The following is a 17,467-nucleotide window of genomic DNA, read 5'->3' on the forward strand; positions in this document are numbered from 1 at the left end:
TAATATATGAAAATATCCCTGGTGGTACCAGTTTTTAATGAAGAAGATTCTATACCTATATTTTATAAAAAAGTTAAAGAGTATAGTTATTTTAATGCTTATGATCTTGAGTTGGTTTTTATTAATGATGGCTCTTCAGATGGTACTGAAGAATTATTAAATAAGTTAATAATTAAGGATAGTGCAGTAAAAGTTTTGCATTTTTCTCGCAATTTTGGAAAAGAATCAGCACTATTTGCTGGATTAGAACATTCAGAAGGAGATGTAGTTATTCCTATTGATGTTGATTTACAAGATCCAATAGATGCAATTCCTAAATTAATATTAAAATATAATGAAGGGTATGATGTAGTTTTGGCCAAACGAGTCAATCGTGATTCTGATTCTTTTTTAAAAAAGAAAACAGCGTTATGGTTCTATAAATTTCATAACAAAATTTCAACACCGAAAATTGAAGAAAATGTAGGTGACTTTAGGTTGATGTCAAGGGAAGTTGTTCAGTCAATTATTGCCTTGCCAGAAAAGAATCTTTTTATGAAAGGACTTCTTAGTTGGGTAGGGTTTAGGACTGCAATTGTTGAATATAAAAGAGAAGAAAGAATTGCAGGTTCTACAAAGTTTAATGGTTGGAAGTTATGGAATTTAGCATTAGAAGGAATTACATCTTTTAGCACAATTCCATTAAAATTATGGACATATATTGGTTTATTAATCGCAACCTCTAGTTTTCTTTATGGATGCTTTTTAATTTTTAGCAAAATAGTCTGGGGAAATTCTGTTCCTGGATATCCATCAATAATGGTCGCAATTCTTTTTTTAGGAGGCATACAGCTAATTGGAATTGGTGTTCTGGGGGAGTATATTGGGCGTATCTATGTAGAATCAAAAAATAGGCCTAAATATATAATAAAGAGGAGAGTCAGATATGAAAAATAACTTAATCTCTTTTTGTGTATCAATTTTGATTTCATTATCTATACTATGTATATGTGTCTTATTTGATAAATCATTTTTCTTTGTTGATGATGCACAAAATGAATTTCTTCCATTTATGAGGGAAATTGGACAAATCTGGCTTTCTGGTGAGATCCCATTTATATTAAAAGATACTCTCATTGGTTCAAATACCTTAATAGATATTCATAGGGCTATTTTTTTACCTCAAAATATATTATTGTCAATAATATCAAGCAGAGTTGATAAAATGTTACTTATTGCTAATATTTCAGTATTAATTAACATGACAATTATTTCTTTTTCTTCAATAAAATTAGTAAATGTTTTAAAGGTGGATAAGTATTATGGATATATTATGGCTATATTATTTAATATTAGTCCAGTGTTTTTATATTTCTATTTACCGTCCTGGTGGAATGCTGCAAGTGGTCATGCTTGGTTTATAGCATCCTTTGTTACTTTACTTTTCCTTAGAGATAGGTTTTCAAGTTTTAATTTGTTTCTTAATGCTATTAGTGTTATATCTTTAATGCTATCAGGCTGGCCACATGCCATAGTTGCGTATGCTTTATTATGCTTAGTTTATGTATTGGAAAAATTATATCTAAAAAATTATTATTTAGTTCTTAAATTCATTTTATTTTACGTTGGTATAATATGTGCCGTTTCTCCTAATTATTCTGAGTATTTAGTTTCTTTAGATTTAATCGATAGAAGTTCTGTTTTTGGTAACTTTAATAATTTCTTATCTATAACTTTTAATCAACTTATTATGTCATTTACTCCCGTGTATTATGGTTTTATGAATACATTTGGAGGATATAGATTAACTATGATACCTTTTGGTTATAGTTCAATTTATATTTTGTTCCTGTTATGTTTTGTAAATTGGAAAGAAGTTTTAGAAGATAAGTTGCAAATATTCTTGGGTGTATCAATTTTATTATTGTTTATTTTATCTCAAACTCCTTCTGCTTTTGGTCCACTTAGATGGCCTTTGCGATTCGTTCCATTTTTATCAATAGCTATAATTATTTTCTCAATTTTAGGTGTTAATAAGAGATTAATATTGGATAAAAAAAGGATTTTAATATTCTTAATTACTCTGCTAATATCTTCAATATTATCTTTTTTTAATCAAGAAGGTGATTTTCTTAAAATTTTGATTGTTCAACTAGTATTCTTGATGTTTTCTTTTTTATATGTTTTTTTGCTAAAAATTAATTATAATTCTAACTGTTTTTTAGGTCCTATATATTGTTATATTTGCCTTATTCTAATGTTATTTGTTCAGCCCAGTGTGGTTGGATTTATGTCAACCCCATTAATTAAAGATTCTATAAACATGGAAAATAATTATTCAAAAGGGGGCTATATTCTATCATTAACTAATGGTCGTCACCCAAAAGATCATATTGAAGATTTACATTCTGCACACTATTTAGCTTATGGACTCAAAGCTATAAATGGAGCATCTCCAGTTGGAAATAAAGAATTAAGTAAGCTATTAGATACTAGACAATCACAAGCTTTTTTTAATGTTGAAAACACTATAAATAAATTGTCAGTAAAGCATGGTGATAATTGTTTTTATGATTATCTAAATATTGATGTACTTGTAATTAATAGAGTAGATCTAAATAATAGTATAAGAAGTAGCCTTAATGATTGTGGTTTTGTTCATAAAAGTGTGAGAAATCAATTTGTAGATTATTTTATTAGAAATGATGCATCATCTGATGCAGGTATTTCTTTTTCGAATGATCATGGCAACTTAGGAAAAGTTATAAAAAATTTATATAACCAAGAAGAGTATATTATTAATGTGGTAGGTCCAGTTGATATTATTTTTAGTCGCGCTTATTGGCATGGTTATAAAGTCTACATTAATAATATTGAGGTTCCTATAACTAATGAACATGGATTGGTAAGTGTTAATTTATCGAAATCTTTAGAAGAAGATAGTATTTTAAAAATTAAATACTTTCCAATGAGTTGGAAATATTCATTATGGTTATCTTTTTTAGGGTTAATAATTTTAATTTTTATTATAATAAAATTAGGAAATTTAAATGATAGTTATTCAAAATAGTGTTTATCCTACATATTCACTATGTTCGGAAAAAGAGCTTTATTTTAGATTTAATGATCACGTTGATCTTGATATGAATAGATCTTTACTAAATCTTAGTGAAGGTGGGAAAGTATTTACAGATACTTATTTTAATAGTGTTAGTGTAGGTAAATGGAAAAGACATACAAATATCAATAATCTCACTTTCACAATAAAGGTAAAGGGTAATGTAAAGATAACTTGGTTTTTGCATCGGGCTTACTTTAGTGGACGTATTCTAGGTGAAGATTATATTTCTAATAGTGAATTATCGGAAGTTTCCATTCCATTGAAATTTTGGGATTCATTAGAAGATGGGATGTTAACTTTTGATATAGAAGCTTTTAGTGGCTCCCTTATCACCGATTTTTATTATTCTACGACTACTGAGCCGACAAATGATGTGAAACTAGGGATCATTATTACACACTTTAATCGCCAAAAGTATGTTTTACCAGCAATTGATAGATTAAAGAAACAATTATTAGATTTAACAGAATTCAAAGATAAGGTTTCTCTATTTGTTGTGGATAATAGTCAGAATCTACCTCAAATTAATGGGGTGACGATAATCCCAAATGAAAATCTAGGGGGGGCTGGGGGATTCAGTCGAGGATTATTAAATTTACAAGAAAATAAAGAATATACACATTGTTTATTCATGGATGATGATGCCTCTAGTGAAGTTGAAGGAATTAAACGTACACTCGCACTGCTTATGTTTGCAAAAGATAGTGAGCTAGCAATTGGTGGCGCGATGCTACACGAAGAAATGATGTATTTACAATATGAAAATGGAGCGAGATTTGATGGTTTGCTTCATCCAAATAAAACCGGTTTAAATCTAAGAAAGTTAACAGATTGCCTAGTTAATGAGTTTGAAGAAAAAATAGATTTTTGTGGTTGGTGGTACTTTGCATTTCCGCTGTCTAAAGTAAAGCATTTAGCATTTCCATTCTTTGTTCGTGGTGATGACATTGGCTTTGGGTTAGCTCATAAATTCCATATTATTACACTGAATGGCATTTGTTCTTGGCAAGGAGACTTTGCCTTAAAACACAGTCCATTTACGGCATACTTAGATAATCGACATCAGATTATGCAGCATTTCCATCACTGTGGAAAAGAAGGGCGGCGTGGATTGATAATGATGTTATCAAGAATATTTTTTAAGAATTTATTTACCTATCAGTATGAAACAGCTCTTGCCATTACCTATGCAATTGAGGATGCTTCAAAAGGTTCTGAATTTTGGACGAAAAATGTTGATATGTCTGAAAAACGTAAGGAAATTAATGCATTAATTTCAAATGAAAAAGCAGTTGATGTTTCATTAGATATATTTGCTTCTGCTCGAGCAGGAAATCCCCACGAAAATCGTCTTGCTAGAGTTATTCGGTGGTCAACACTAAACGGACATTTGTTGCCCAAAATTTTTTTTAAACGGGGATATGTATGGCAAGACAAAGGCTATGCACATTTGAGAGAAATTTATCGTTTTAAAAAGGTACTGTATATTCATAAACCTTCTAATAAAGGTTTTATCTTGGAGCATAGTAAGGAAAAATTCTTTGGTTATTTATTTAAATATATAAAGGTAATTTATAGCTTATCCTTAAATTACAGTAAGTTAAAAACAGAATATCAGAATTCATATGATGATTTAACAAGCCCAATTTTTTGGCGAAAACAATTCAAAAAAGACTAACCATTTAAATGGAGAACATATGAAAAAATTCCTTCTAGTCGGAGCAGGGTTTTCTAATGCAGTTATTGCTCGTGAGCTTGCTAATCAAGGGTATAACGTCACTGTAATCGACCAACGTTCTCATGTAGCTGGTAATTGTTATTCTGAGCGTGATTCTGAGACTAATGTAATGGTTCATGTTTATGGACCACATATTTTCCATACAGATAATGAGCGGGTTTGGAATTATATTAATCAATTTGGTAAATGGATGCCGTTTGTTAATCGGGTTAAGACGATTAACCAAGGTGCTGTTTATTCTTTGCCAATAAATTTACATACGATTAATCAATTTTTTGGTAAAACTTGTTCACCTAAAGAGGCAAAAGCATTGATTGAGGCTCAAGCCGATCTTTCTATAACGAATCCTCAAACTTTTGAAGAACAAGCCATGCGTTTTGTGGGTAAGGATTTGTATAAAGCATTTTTTTATGGTTATACCAAAAAACAGTGGGGCGTTGAACCAAAAGAATTACCGGCAAGTATTTTGAAACGTTTACCTGTGCGTTTTAACTATGATGATAATTATTTTGCGCATAAATATCAGGGAATGCCAAAGGATGGTTATACTGTTATTGTGGAAAATATTTTGAATCATTCGAATATTGAAGTTCGTTTGAATACTCCTTTTGCTGAGAATATGAAACATGAATTTGATCATATTTTCTGGTCTGGACCGTTAGATGCTTACTTTAATTTTGATTTAGGGCGTTTAGGTTACCGTACTTTGGATTTTGAAGCATTTCGTGATGAAGGCGATTATCAAGGAAATGCTGTGATTAATTATGGTGATGAAGAGGTACCTTATACCCGTATTTCTGAGCATAAACATTTTGCGCCATGGGAGCAACATGATAAGACTATTTGCTATCGCGAATTTAGTCGCTTATGTGAAAAAGATGATATTCCTTATTATCCAATTCGTTTGGTGAAAGATAAGACTTTATTACAGAAGTATATTGAAAACGCAAATCAAGAATCTAATGTAACTTTTGTTGGTCGTTTAGGAACTTATCGCTATCTTGATATGGATGTTACGATCAAAGAAGCCTTGGAAACTGCAGATGAGATTAAAAAATCATTGCAAAATCAGACTGCACTTAAATCTTTTTATGTAAATATGGATATGTAATGGATAAAAAATCTATTTGTGCCGTTGTAGTGACTTATAATCGAAAGGAGTTACTTCTTCGCTGTTTACAGGCTTTGGAGCAACAAAGTTACTCGTTGGAACATATTGTCATTGTGGATAATGCAAGTACAGACGGTACAGTAGATTTTTTAGAACAACAGGGTTATTTAGAAAATCCTAAGGTTACTTTGCTTAGCTTACTGGAAAATCAAGGCGGAGCAGGCGGTTTTCATGCCGGTATCAAATATGCTTATGAACAAGGCTATGACTATATTTGGTTAATGGATGACGATGGATATCCTGAAATTAATTGCTTGAAGGAGTTATCAAGTTATTTATCTAATAATAGTTATATTGGTCCCGTTGTTGTAGATTCTAAAACTAAAGAAAAGTTAAGTTTTTCAATTCGCTTACCTAATTCACTAGCAGTCTTTGACACTTATGATTCGCTAATAAATTTTGAGAAAAATAATAAAACTATTCAGAAGCTTATTTTACCTTTTAATGGTACTCTAATATCTAGAGAATTAATTAGTAAAATAGGTCTTCCATTTAAAGATTATTTTATTTGGGGAGATGAAAAAGAATATACATTAAGAATGAAAAAGGCGAGAGCTAATATCTTTACTGTTGTTAATTCTATATTTTATCATCCTGCAGATAGTTCATCTTCTATACCAATGTTTTTTGGTAAACTACGTTTCAATAATGCTAATTCTAAATTAAAGCTGTATTGCTTTTGTCGAAATTCAATAAGTATTTATTTAAAGCATGACGGTATATTTTATGCTTTCTGTTTTTTATTGAAAACAACATGGTTCTTTCTATTTACTAAACCTAGTGTTTCTAAATTATTATTTAGTTGGAGAGCAATGTGGCATGGGTTCATTGATGATTTTTCTTTTCATAAGAAGTTATTGTAAAAATAATGAATACATTAAAGATTATTATTGCTACTCACAAAAAATATGAATTCCCCAATGCTTCATACTATGTCCCAATTCAAGTCGGAAAAACACTAACGGGGTTAGAATTAAACATTTTATCTGATAATACGCAAATCAATATTTCAGATAAAAATCAATCTTATTGCGAGCTAACAGCATTATATTGGGCTTGGAAAAATCGTTTTTTTCAAGATGTGGATTATATAGGCTTGGTACACTATCGTCGCTATTTTTCTGGTAAGGGTTTAAGAGTTAAAGGAAAGACTATTGCATCGGAAAATGAATTGAGCACCTTGTTGAAAGACGCTGATTGTTTAGTGCCTTGCAAGCGGAATTATTATATTGAAAGTGTATATTCGCATTATCAGCATGCACATTATATCAAGGATTTAGAGGCCGCAAGAGCAGTTATAGCCGATAAATATAGTGATTACTTGAACTCTTTTGATTCTGTTATGCAAGGTAAGATATTACATTTGTACAATATGTTTGTCATAAAAAAGTCACTATTTGAAGAGTATTGTCACTGGTTATTTACAATTTTATTTGAATTAGAAAAAAAGATTGATGTCTCAACTTATGATTCATATCAAAAAAGAGTATTTGGGTTTATTGCGGAGCGGTTATTTAATGTTTGGTTGCAGAAAAATAATATAAAACTAAAAGAAGTAGAAGTGGTTTCTTTAGAAAAACAAAATATTATTTTTAAAGTATTAAAGTTTGTAATAAGAAAGCTAATAGGATAAATATAAAATGAATAGACAAAACCAATGTAAATATATTTTAGCTATTACAGACTTTACTTTTTTTATTTTGTCTTTCTGTATAGGTCTATGGATTAGCTATCTTGTGCAGGTGGATATTTTATTTCCTGAGTATGAAATAATTTATAATTCTTTAATTCATTTTTGTATATCTGTTATTTGTATTGCATGGTTCTGGGTAAAATTACGTCATTATACTTATAGGAAGCCTTTTTGGTATGAGTTAAGGGAAGTTTTGAATACATTAGTTATATTTTCAATTATTGAATTAACAATCATTGTATTTTCTAATATAGCATTTTCACGCTATAGATGGGTCTGCATATGGGGAGCAACTTTAGTGTTGGTTCCTTTTGGACGAATTTTAATAAAAAAATTCCTAATAAAAACAGGCTGGTATTTAAAAAATACAATTATTATCGGTTCAGGAAAAAATGCTATTGATGCTTATCAAGCATTATCTAGTGAAAAATACTTGGGTTTGAAAGTTGTATGTTTTATTGGTAAGCCTGTTGAAAATAATGTGCTTTTTTCTATCCCTGTAATAGATGAAGAGCAAAAAGATCTTTGGAAGAAAAATATCAATATTAATGATCAGTTTATTATTGCATTGGAAGATGATGAAGATATTAAGCGTGATAATTGGTTACGCCATTTAGCTTGCCATCATTATCGTTCAGTTTCAGTCGTTCCTTCATTAAGAGGATTGCCATTATATAGTACTAATATGTCTTTTATTTTTAGCTATGAATTAATGTTGCTCCGCATTAATAATAATTTAGCAAAACGTTCTTCTCGGATTTTGAAAAGATGTGTAGATATTTTTGTGTCTTTTTTTCTAATTATTTTACTTTTACCATTATTCTTATTTATATGTATTTCAATAAAATTAGAAGATAGTGGTGATATTATTTATAAGCATAAGAGAGTTGGGCGAAATGGTAAGAAATTTGGATGTTTGAAATTTAGAACTATGCATATAAACTCTGATGAGTTATTACGAGAATATCTAGAAAAAAGCCTATTAGCAAAAAAAGAGTGGAAAAGGGATTTTAAATTGAAGAATGATCCCCGAATCACCAATATTGGTAAATTTCTGCGTAAAACCAGCCTTGATGAGTTACCGCAATTATTTAATGTATTGATCGGACAAATGAGTTTGGTTGGACCAAGGCCAATTGTCTCACAGGAATTGAAATATTATAAGGAAGATGTCGATTACTATTTAATGGCAAAGCCCGGCATGACGGGATTATGGCAGGTGAGTGGGCGCAATAATGTAGATTATGATACCCGTGTTTATTTTGATGCCTGGTATGTTAAGAACTGGTCATTATGGAATGATTTTGCCATATTGTGTAGAACGCCTAAAGTCGTGTTGGAACGAAATGGCGCTTATTAAGGCATAAGGCATCGATTTCCAGTGTCTAGAAAGATAAGAAAGCAGAATAAACTTCTGCTTTTTTCTTTGTTACAAGTATAATGTTGCCTGAAGGTAAAACAAGAGAAGTAAACAATGAAAGTGATGTCATTTAATATAAACGGTTTAAGGGCAAGACCGCATCAGTTAGAAGAGATTATTGATAAATACCAACCTGATGTGCTGGGTTTACAGGAAATTAAAGTCGCGGATGAGGTTTTTCCTTATGAGCTGGTAGATCATTTGGGCTATCACGTCAACCATTATGGTCAGAAAGGGCATTATGGGGTAGCGCTGTTGAGCAAACAAGCGCCTTTGTCCGTTAAAAAAGGCTTTCCGACAGATGGTGAGGAGGCACAAAAGCGTATCATCATGATTGATTTGGAAACGCCATTTGGTCAACTCACTGTGATTAACGGTTATTTTCCGCAAGGGGAAAGTCGTGAACATCCGACGAAGTTTCCGGCGAAACAAAAATTTTATGCAGATTTACAACGTTATCTAGAACAAGATCATAATGCGGAAAATCCGGTCATTATTATGGGAGATATGAATATTAGCCCGAGTGATTTAGACATCGGTATTGGTGATGAAAATCGCAAGCGTTGGTTACGCACCGGCAAATGTTCTTTCCTACCGGAAGAGCGTGAATGGTATCAACGCTTATATGCCTACGGTTTAGAGGATACGTTCCGCTACATGAATCCAACGGTTAATGACAAATTCTCGTGGTTTGATTATCGCTCTAAAGGATTTGATGATAATCGTGGGTTGCGTATCGATCATATTTTGGCGAATAAAGCCTTAGTAGCGCATTGTGTGGATACCGGCATTGCGTTGGATATTCGAGCCATGGAAAAACCATCGGATCATGCACCGATTTGGGCGGAGTTTAAGTAATGTCGATAATTGATTCCGAACAAAACTGGCAAAGTTACCGCACATTAATTAACGGCAATATTTCTTATTGCACGGTTAATTTGGATATTGTTGAACGATTTTCACCGGATTCCTACAACAAAATCATACAGGTTTCTATGCCCTATGAAAGCGATGAAAAAGGTATGCCAACGTTGGAAGAGCATGAGCGCATTACGTTGGATTTGTTTCGGCTTTTAGTGCAATCTTCCTCGTTATCTGAAGTGATTTATGCCGGACATATTTCCGGCGATGGTCATTTGCAGGTGTATTACTATTGTGATGACTCGGAGCCGCTTTTTGATATGTTGTCTCAATTTAAGGATTGTGTGGATAAAATTGATGTGCAAGACGATCTCCAGTGGGATACTTATTTTGATTTCTTACTGCCTTCACCGTTGGAAATGAAATTAAACGCCACAGAAGACATTATTGATATGTTGGTGCAACACAGACGTAATTTGGCAGACAATTATACGATTGAACATACATTCCAATTTCCTGAAGAAAATATGATGTTCCAGTTTATGGAAGAGGTTAATCTTGGTGACACATCTTTTAATACCATGAGTTATAGCAATACGCAGGTAACTATTACCAATGAGGATGACAGTAAGGAAAGTTTTTATATCGTTAAAATTGAACAAGAATTAACCTTAGATACCGAAGATATTTTCAACTATGTTGAACAGTTTGAGAATTTGGCGGAGAAATTTTCTGGTGAATATAACGGTTGGGAAAGTGACACAATCAATCGAGTTAAGGCAAATTAGATATTTTGTAGCGATATTTTATGCAAATTCTCATCACTGGCGGTGCCGGTTTTATTGGTTCGGCGTTAATTCGTTATCTTATTCAAACCACTGATGTGCGGGTGGTTAATGTTGATAAACTAACCTATGCCGCCAATTTGGCGTCACTGGAAACGATTTCCGATAATCCCCGTTATATTTTTGAACAGGTGGATATTTGTGACAGCAACGCCTTAGCGCGTTTGTTTATGCAGCATCAGCCTGATTGTGTGGTTCATTTGGCGGCGGAAAGCCATGTGGATCGTTCTATTGATGGGCCGTCAGCCTTTATTCAAAGTAATATTGTCGGCACTTATTCTTTATTGGAAGCGGCCCGCCATTATTACTATACCCTTTCTGCCGAGCAGCAGGCAGCCTTTCGTTTTTTGCACGTTTCTACCGATGAGGTCTATGGAGATACGGCAGGGGAGACAACGCTATCCACAGAAACGTCACCTTATGCGCCAAGCAGTCCCTATTCTGCCTCCAAGGCCTCTGCGGATCATTTGGTTCGTGCATGGCATCGTACTTACGGTTTACCAATAATGATCGCCCACTGTGCCAATAATTACGGTCCCTATCAATATGAAGAAAAACTTATTCCGTTGATGATTACACATGCATTAGATGGCAGACCATTGCCGATTTATGGCGACGGGCAACAAATTCGTGATTGGCTTTATGTGGATGATCATGTGCGGGCATTATATTTGGTCCTGACGCAGGGGAATGTAGGCGAAAGTTACAACATCAGCGCCCACTGTGAGAAAACCAATTTAGACATCGTGCATACGATTTGTGATTTATTGGAACAACTTGCCCCTAATAAACCGGCTGGCGTTGTATATTATCGGGATTTAATCGTACATGTCACAGATCGTCCAGGGCACGATATTCGTTATGCAATTGATGCCGGTAAAATTCAGCGTGAATTAGGTTGGCAACCTTTGGAAAAATTCCCTTCTGCTATGATGAAAACTGTTCAATGGTACTTAAATAATCTGAACCGTTCGCCTAAAAGTGCGGTCATAAACAAGCGGTTTGAAAATTAAGTAATTGATCACAAGCTGACACATTCATTTTTCAACCTTATTTATTCTAGCCAAAGCCTAAAAATCTTTGGCTTTTTTGACCGCACTTTGACGGCAAATATGATTAATTTAACCGATAAACGGAGAGCAAAATATGCAGAAATCCTTATTGCGAGGGTTGCTGGCAGCACTGATATTGACATCAGGGATGGTGGCCGCAGAAGATTTTATTATTTATGATCGTATGGATTATGTAGGCAAGCCAGACTTAACTAAAGATAAGTTATCCAAAGTCTTTTTAGTTTATGAATCTGAATTGGTCAAACCCGATCCTGCAGGTAAACGTAAGCACGGTGTATTAGATTTGCAACGTATCCGCGAGCTAGCCCGTCAATCTCATAAAGAAGGCTATCGCACCATTTCCACTGATATTGAATCTTGGTTTAGCAATAAAGGTGGCCAGTTGTTGACACCTGATCAGTTGGCGTCGGATTTTGGACAGATGTATAAAATCTTTAAACAGGAAAACCCGCGTGCATTTAGTTGTAACTATGGGCTACCCACAGAAAGTTACGAAGCAGTGTTGAATAAATGGCGTGAATTTAGCAAACGCCGCCAGCAGGCAACGGCCTCCTGTGATTATTTGAATCCGGTATTTTATATTGCCGATCCTGATCTAAAAGGCTGGGAACGAGATGTTCAAACGACGGTAAAAGAAATTCGCCAACGTTTCCCGAATAAACAGATTATTGGCTATTTATGGCCGCAATATTATTCTGCTGCCCAAAGCCCGCATTTCAAGAAATTTATTGATGCCAAAACGTGGCGTACAATGTTAGAGATTAGCCATAAATACATGGACGGTGTGATTATTTGGTCTGATAAACGGGATGACAAAAACCAGATAGTAAAGTGGAGCGACCCTAGGGTTCAAACTATGATGAAAGAAACAAGGGATTTTATTACCTCACGAGGCAACGAAATAAAGGTGGAAGGCCTAGTTAAGCCAAAATAAAAACGCAAGTAAAAATATTCATAAATTGATTATGTGATTTATTCGTTCCTTCGGAGCCATTGGCATGGCCGGCCAATATTCGAAAAAACAGAGTTTTTGGTGACCGCACTTTTAAGGATATTTAATAAAAAACGCAGCCTTGAAGCTGCGTTTTTTGTTTTTTTATGATTAAAGATAATGAATGATATCTTCCAAATTCAGGTTTTTTTTCTCCCGTTCTAATTTCTCTTCTGCCGAACCTATCATAAGGAATCCAATGATTTTATCCTGTGTTTCACATTGGAAGGCCTCACGCAAATTGGTGCCGTCCAACCAAGAGCCACTTATCCAAACGTTTTTGAAACCTAATGCATTAGAAGCTAATTGAATAGCGTAGGTAGCACAACCTGCACAAAGCAACTGTTCCCATTCCGGTACTTTTTTAATGCAAGGATTGATTTTGGCGACAACCCCAATAATCATCGGCGCTCGAGTGGCTAGATCATCGGCTTTTTTCAAGCGTTCTTCGCCTAAGTTGAGTTCATGTACTGCGCTTTTTAATAAGCTGCTAAATTCAGTCATTTGCTCTTGTTCAATCACAATAAAACGATAGGGTTGCAGTTTGCCATGATCAGGCGCGCGTAAGGCCGCTTGGAAAATTTGGGTTAATTGTTGCTTATTGGGTGCTGGGGCACTGAGTTTTTTCTCCGAATAACGTTCGGTAAGCAATTTTAATGCATCCATGATTGTCCTTCACTTATTTATCAGGCTAAAAGTGCGGTGGATTATAGCACAGTTTATTTTCTTCGTAGGTTTATTGTGCCGGCTGTTTGTGTTATTTTAAACGCCGTTTTGTGAGTTTTCTTGTTGATTTTTTGAGGTTATATGAAATTTATTTTTTCTACATTCAAATATATTTGGCGTGCATTGAATTTTATTCGCGATCTTGTAATGAACATTGTTTTCCTCATTTTTGTTTTAGTTTTGTTGTCCGTGATAGGCATTGTCATCGGCGCCGATAAACAGGAAAAAGTGGCATTAAATGGCGACCAAGGTGCGCTATTCTTAAATTTGGACGGTTATTTGGCGGATAATCGCGATGACCAAAGCGATTTGAAAAATCTGTTAAAAGAACTGGATAATCAAAATATCCCGCAGCAATATTCTACATTTGATGTGGTTTATGCTATTGATTCGGCTTCACAAGACGACAGAATTCGTGGTTTAGTGTTGGATTTGAATCTGTTCCAAGGGGGCGATTTGCCGGCGTTGGAGTATGTGGGGGAAGCTATTGAAAACTTCAAAGAAAGCGGAAAACAAGTGATTGCTTATGCGGATAACTATAATCAAGCACAATATTTCCTTGCCAGTTATGCCGATGAAATTTATATGAACCCGATTGGTGCGGTGGCTATTGAGGGCTTAGCTCAGGAAAATCTGTATTACAAAGATATGTTGGATAAATTAGAAGTAAATCCGCATGTTTTTCGGGTCGGTGCATATAAATCGGCGGTAGAGCCTTATTTACGTAATGATATGTCCGATGAGGCAAAGGCCAATTTGCAACGCTGGTTGAATGTAATGTGGAACAATTATAAACAACAGGTGGCAGAGAATCGCGACATTAAACAAAGCGCGGTTGCGCCGGATGTACAAACTTATTTAACTGAATTGAAGGCCTTAAAAGGTGATACCACGGCGTATGTGAAACAACGTAAGTTAGTGACTGGTGTAATGGATCGTTTTAATTTCGATAAAAAACTGACCGCACTTTTCGGTGAAGATAAAGATCATCAGCCGAAAATGGTGGACTACGACTCCTATTTAGCCGCGTTGCCGGATCGTATGTCGGGTGATACTGAGAATAAAATTGCTGTGGTAAATGTGGAAGGTGCCATTATTGATGGTGAAAGTGACGAAGATAATGTGGGCGGCGACACTATCGCGAAATTATTGCGCCAAGCCTATGACGACAAAAAAGTCAAAGGTGTTGTGTTACGTGTGAATAGTCCGGGCGGTAGTGCATTTGCTTCAGAAGTGATTCGTCAGGAGCTAACTCATCTACAACAAGCCGGCAAGCCTGTCGTGGTTTCCATGGGGGGCATGGCGGCCTCGGGTGGTTATTGGATTTCCTCCACGGCCGATTATATTGTGGCCGATAAAAATACCATTACCGGATCAATCGGTATTTTTGCTGTGTTGCCGACGTTTGAGAAAACCATCAAAAAAATCGGCGTGACAGCAGATGGCGTGAAAACCTCTGATTTAACGTTAGGTTCATTATTCTCACCATTATCTTCTCCGTTAAATGATGTTATTCAACTGGAAATTGAACATGGCTACGATCAATTCTTAACCAAAGTGAGTGAAGGTCGTCATTTAACCAAGGAGCAAGTAGATCGTATTGCTCAAGGTCAAGTTTGGTTAGGTTCTGAAGCACTTGAACGTAAATTGGTGGATGAGCTTGGCACATTAGATACTGCTTTAGGCAAGGCCATTGAACTAGTGAATGAAAAACGTGCGGAAAAAGACAAACTTGACGAAGGCACCTTTTCTGTCGAATGGATTGTAGATGAAGAAAGCTCATTCTTGAAAAAAATGCTGCATGGCTACAAAGGTGATGCTAAAGCCTGGGCTCAAGGCCTCGTAGTTGAAAGTGTTGGATTACCGAAAGAATTCACTCGTTTAACCAAACAGTTGGGTGCATTGAATAGCTTTAATGATCCAAAAGGACAATATTTGTATTGCTTGACTTGTGGTTCCGTGAAGTAAAAGTGCGGTTAGTTTTTTCAATATTTTTTAGATGAGGACAACATGGAACGCTTGGCGGAATTGAGAGCGCAGATTGATTCGCTTGATGAAGAATTGCTACAGCTTTTAGCAAAACGGTTGGACGTCGTGCATAAAATCGGTGAAGTGAAACAGCAACACGGTTTGCCGATTTATGTTCCGCAACGGGAAAGTGAAATGTTGCAGAAAAAACGTGAAGCAGCTACAAAACTGGGACTCTCCCCAAATTTGATCGAAGATATTTTGCGTCGCATTATGCGTGAATCTTATGTAAGCGAAAATCAGTTCGGTTTTAAAACGGTAAATCCGCAAATTCGTAAAATTGTTATTGTCGGCGGGCGCGGTAAATTGGGTAGTTTGTTCGGTCGCTATTTGAGCGGTTCAGGCTACAATGTTGTTTCCTTAGAACAAAACTACTGGCCACAAGCCGCACAAATTTTGCAGGATGCCGATGTGGTTATTGTGTCTGTGCCGATTGCCAATACCCTAGAAGTGATTGCGCAACTAAAATCGTATTTAACCGAAAATATGCTACTGGCAGATTTAACCTCTGTGAAGCGTGCGCCGTTAGAGAAAATGCTGGAGGTTCATCATGGCCCTGTCGTGGGTTTGCACCCGATGTTCGGGCCGGATGTGGCGAGTATGGCGAAACAAATCGTTGCCTGTTGCGATGGACGTTTTAGTGAACGTTATCAATGGCTGTTACAGCAAATTCAAATGTGGGGTGTGAAAATCTATCATGTGGATGCGACGGAACATGATCATCACATGACCTATATTCAGGCCTTGCGTCACTTTTCTACGTTTGTATACGGCTTGTATTTGTCTCAGCAGCCTGTGGATTTGGAGAAATTACTGGCGCTATCTTCACCGATTTATCGTTTGGAATTGGCGATGGTGGGGCGCTTATTTGCTCAAGATGCAGCGTTATATGCGGATATTATTGCTGATAAACCGGAAAATTTGGCTGTCATTGAGCATTTGAAAAACAGCTACGAAACCGGTTTTGCGTTTTTCAAGAATAAAGATAAAGCCGGTTTTATTGCGCAATTTAATCAAATTCGTGATTGGTTTGGCGAATATTCCGAACAATTTTTGCAAGAGAGTCGTCAACTTTTACAACAAGCCAGTGATGCGAGAAATGTTTAAACAATCCCAACAAACCGTTATCTCGCGTTATTTTAACCTGATATAATAGCCCCTCCATTTACTCGGAGAGTGAAGAATATGAGTCAATTTTTTTATATCCATCCGGAAAATCCTCAAGCCCGATTAATTAATCAGGCGGTTGAAATTCTGCGTAAGGGCGGGGTTATCGTGTATCCAACCGATTCAGGTTATGCTTTGGGATGTATGATAGGCGATAAGCATGCCATGGATCGTATCGTGCAGATTCGTCAACTTCCGGAAGGTCATAATTTTACGTTGGTGTGTAGCGATTTATCGGAATTATCCAATTATTCTTTGGTGCCTAATTCTGTGTATCGTTTAATTAAAAATAACACACCTGGCCGTTACACCTTTATTTTAACGGCAACAAAAGAATTGCCTCGCCGTTTAATGACGTCAAAACGCAAAACCATCGGCATTCGTGTGCCGGATAATCAGATCGCTCTAGATTTATTGAAAGCCTTAGGCGAGCCGATTTTGTCCTGTTCCTTGATGTTACCGAATGAAGAGCATATCACTCAATCTGATCCAGAAGAGATCCGCGATCGCTTGGAACGTCAGGTGGACTTAATTATTCACGGTGGTTATTTAGGGCAAGAGCCTACTACGGTGGTGGATTTAACCGATAGTACGCCGATTATTTTACGCGAAGGTAGCGGCTCAACTACACCATTTATTTAATCGACAACAGAC

At 35.5% G+C, this 17,467-nt stretch carries 15 protein-coding genes; 14 read left to right on the forward strand and 1 reads right to left on the reverse strand.

Annotation, left to right across the window (positions count from 1 at the left end):
• The first annotated feature begins 6 nt into the window (after window positions 1–6).
• The 11 genes from EL144_RS07175 to EL144_RS07225 all read left to right on the forward strand — a co-directional run bounded on the left by EL144_RS07175 (window position 7) and on the right by EL144_RS07225 (window position 12,835).
• On the forward strand, window positions 7–936 hold the full coding sequence (locus tag EL144_RS07175) for a glycosyltransferase family 2 protein (RefSeq protein ID WP_032994779.1): 930 nt from the start codon (window positions 7–9) through the stop codon (window positions 934–936).
• On the forward strand, window positions 926–3,049 hold the full coding sequence (locus EL144_RS07180; protein WP_005703012.1) for a hypothetical protein: 2,124 nt from the start codon (window positions 926–928) through the stop codon (window positions 3,047–3,049). Before EL144_RS07175 ends, EL144_RS07180 begins: the two co-directional genes overlap by 11 nt.
• Entirely contained in the window at window positions 3,030–4,778 is a 1,749-nt protein-coding gene (locus EL144_RS07185) for a glycosyltransferase (protein ID WP_005700325.1), read from the forward strand. Before EL144_RS07180 ends, EL144_RS07185 begins: the two co-directional genes overlap by 20 nt.
• A 19-nt stretch (window positions 4,779–4,797) precedes the next feature.
• Window positions 4,798–5,949 (forward strand): UDP-galactopyranose mutase, encoded by a 1,152-nt coding sequence (gene glf / locus EL144_RS07190; protein WP_032994781.1) that lies wholly within the window; start codon window positions 4,798–4,800, stop codon window positions 5,947–5,949.
• A complete protein-coding gene (locus EL144_RS07195; protein WP_005703014.1) occupies window positions 5,949–6,872 on the forward strand; it encodes a glycosyltransferase family 2 protein in 924 nt (307 codons plus the stop codon). The genes glf and EL144_RS07195 overlap by 1 nt, the downstream gene beginning before the upstream one ends.
• A 5-nt stretch (window positions 6,873–6,877) precedes the next feature.
• Window positions 6,878–7,642 carry a DUF4422 domain-containing protein gene (locus EL144_RS07200; protein WP_005700328.1) on the forward strand — a complete coding sequence of 255 codons (765 nt, stop codon included), beginning with the start codon at window positions 6,878–6,880 and terminating at the stop codon, window positions 7,640–7,642.
• A 7-nt stretch (window positions 7,643–7,649) separates the two neighbouring features.
• Complete coding sequence (gene wbaP, locus EL144_RS07205) at window positions 7,650–9,062, forward strand: undecaprenyl-phosphate galactose phosphotransferase WbaP (RefSeq protein ID WP_005700329.1); 1,413 nt, start codon at window positions 7,650–7,652, stop codon at window positions 9,060–9,062.
• Window positions 9,063–9,176: 114 nt separating this feature from the next.
• Window positions 9,177–9,980, forward strand: coding sequence for an exodeoxyribonuclease III (xthA, locus tag EL144_RS07210; protein WP_005703016.1), 804 nt, complete (start codon window positions 9,177–9,179; stop codon window positions 9,978–9,980).
• On the forward strand, window positions 9,980–10,771 hold the full coding sequence (locus EL144_RS07215; RefSeq protein ID WP_005703017.1) for a TIGR01619 family protein: 792 nt from the start codon (window positions 9,980–9,982) through the stop codon (window positions 10,769–10,771). The genes xthA and EL144_RS07215 overlap by 1 nt, the downstream gene beginning before the upstream one ends.
• 20 nt (window positions 10,772–10,791) lie before the next feature.
• Window positions 10,792–11,841, forward strand: a complete 1,050-nt coding sequence (gene rfbB / locus EL144_RS07220; RefSeq protein WP_005703018.1) for a dTDP-glucose 4,6-dehydratase — start codon at window positions 10,792–10,794, stop codon at window positions 11,839–11,841.
• A gap of 133 nt (window positions 11,842–11,974) precedes the next feature.
• A complete protein-coding gene (locus EL144_RS07225; RefSeq protein ID WP_005703019.1) occupies window positions 11,975–12,835 on the forward strand; it encodes a hypothetical protein in 861 nt (286 codons plus the stop codon).
• Window positions 12,836–13,003: 168 nt separating this feature from the next.
• Here the strand turns inward: EL144_RS07225 and EL144_RS07230 are convergent, their stop codons facing one another.
• Entirely contained in the window at window positions 13,004–13,558 is a 555-nt protein-coding gene (locus tag EL144_RS07230; protein WP_005703020.1) for an NAD(P)H nitroreductase, read from the reverse strand.
• 141 nt (window positions 13,559–13,699) lie between these two features.
• Here EL144_RS07230 and sppA point away from each other — a divergent pair, with 141 nt between their 5' ends.
• From sppA to EL144_RS07245, 3 genes are all read left to right on the forward strand, one after another.
• Window positions 13,700–15,586 carry a signal peptide peptidase SppA gene (sppA, locus tag EL144_RS07235; protein ID WP_005703021.1) on the forward strand — a complete coding sequence of 629 codons (1,887 nt, stop codon included), beginning with the start codon at window positions 13,700–13,702 and terminating at the stop codon, window positions 15,584–15,586.
• Between the two features lie 42 nt (window positions 15,587–15,628).
• Complete coding sequence (gene tyrA, locus EL144_RS07240) at window positions 15,629–16,753, forward strand: bifunctional chorismate mutase/prephenate dehydrogenase (protein ID WP_005703023.1); 1,125 nt, start codon at window positions 15,629–15,631, stop codon at window positions 16,751–16,753.
• A 78-nt stretch (window positions 16,754–16,831) separates the two neighbouring features.
• The gene (locus EL144_RS07245) at window positions 16,832–17,455 is read left to right on the forward strand and encodes an L-threonylcarbamoyladenylate synthase (protein WP_005700338.1); all 624 of its coding nucleotides are present in this window, start codon (window positions 16,832–16,834) and stop codon (window positions 17,453–17,455) included.
• Window positions 17,456–17,467: the final 12 nt, after the last annotated feature.

Origin of the sequence: Aggregatibacter aphrophilus ATCC 33389 (genome assembly GCF_900636915.1) — a bacterium.
Classification (GTDB): domain Bacteria; phylum Pseudomonadota; class Gammaproteobacteria; order Enterobacterales; family Pasteurellaceae; genus Aggregatibacter; species Aggregatibacter aphrophilus.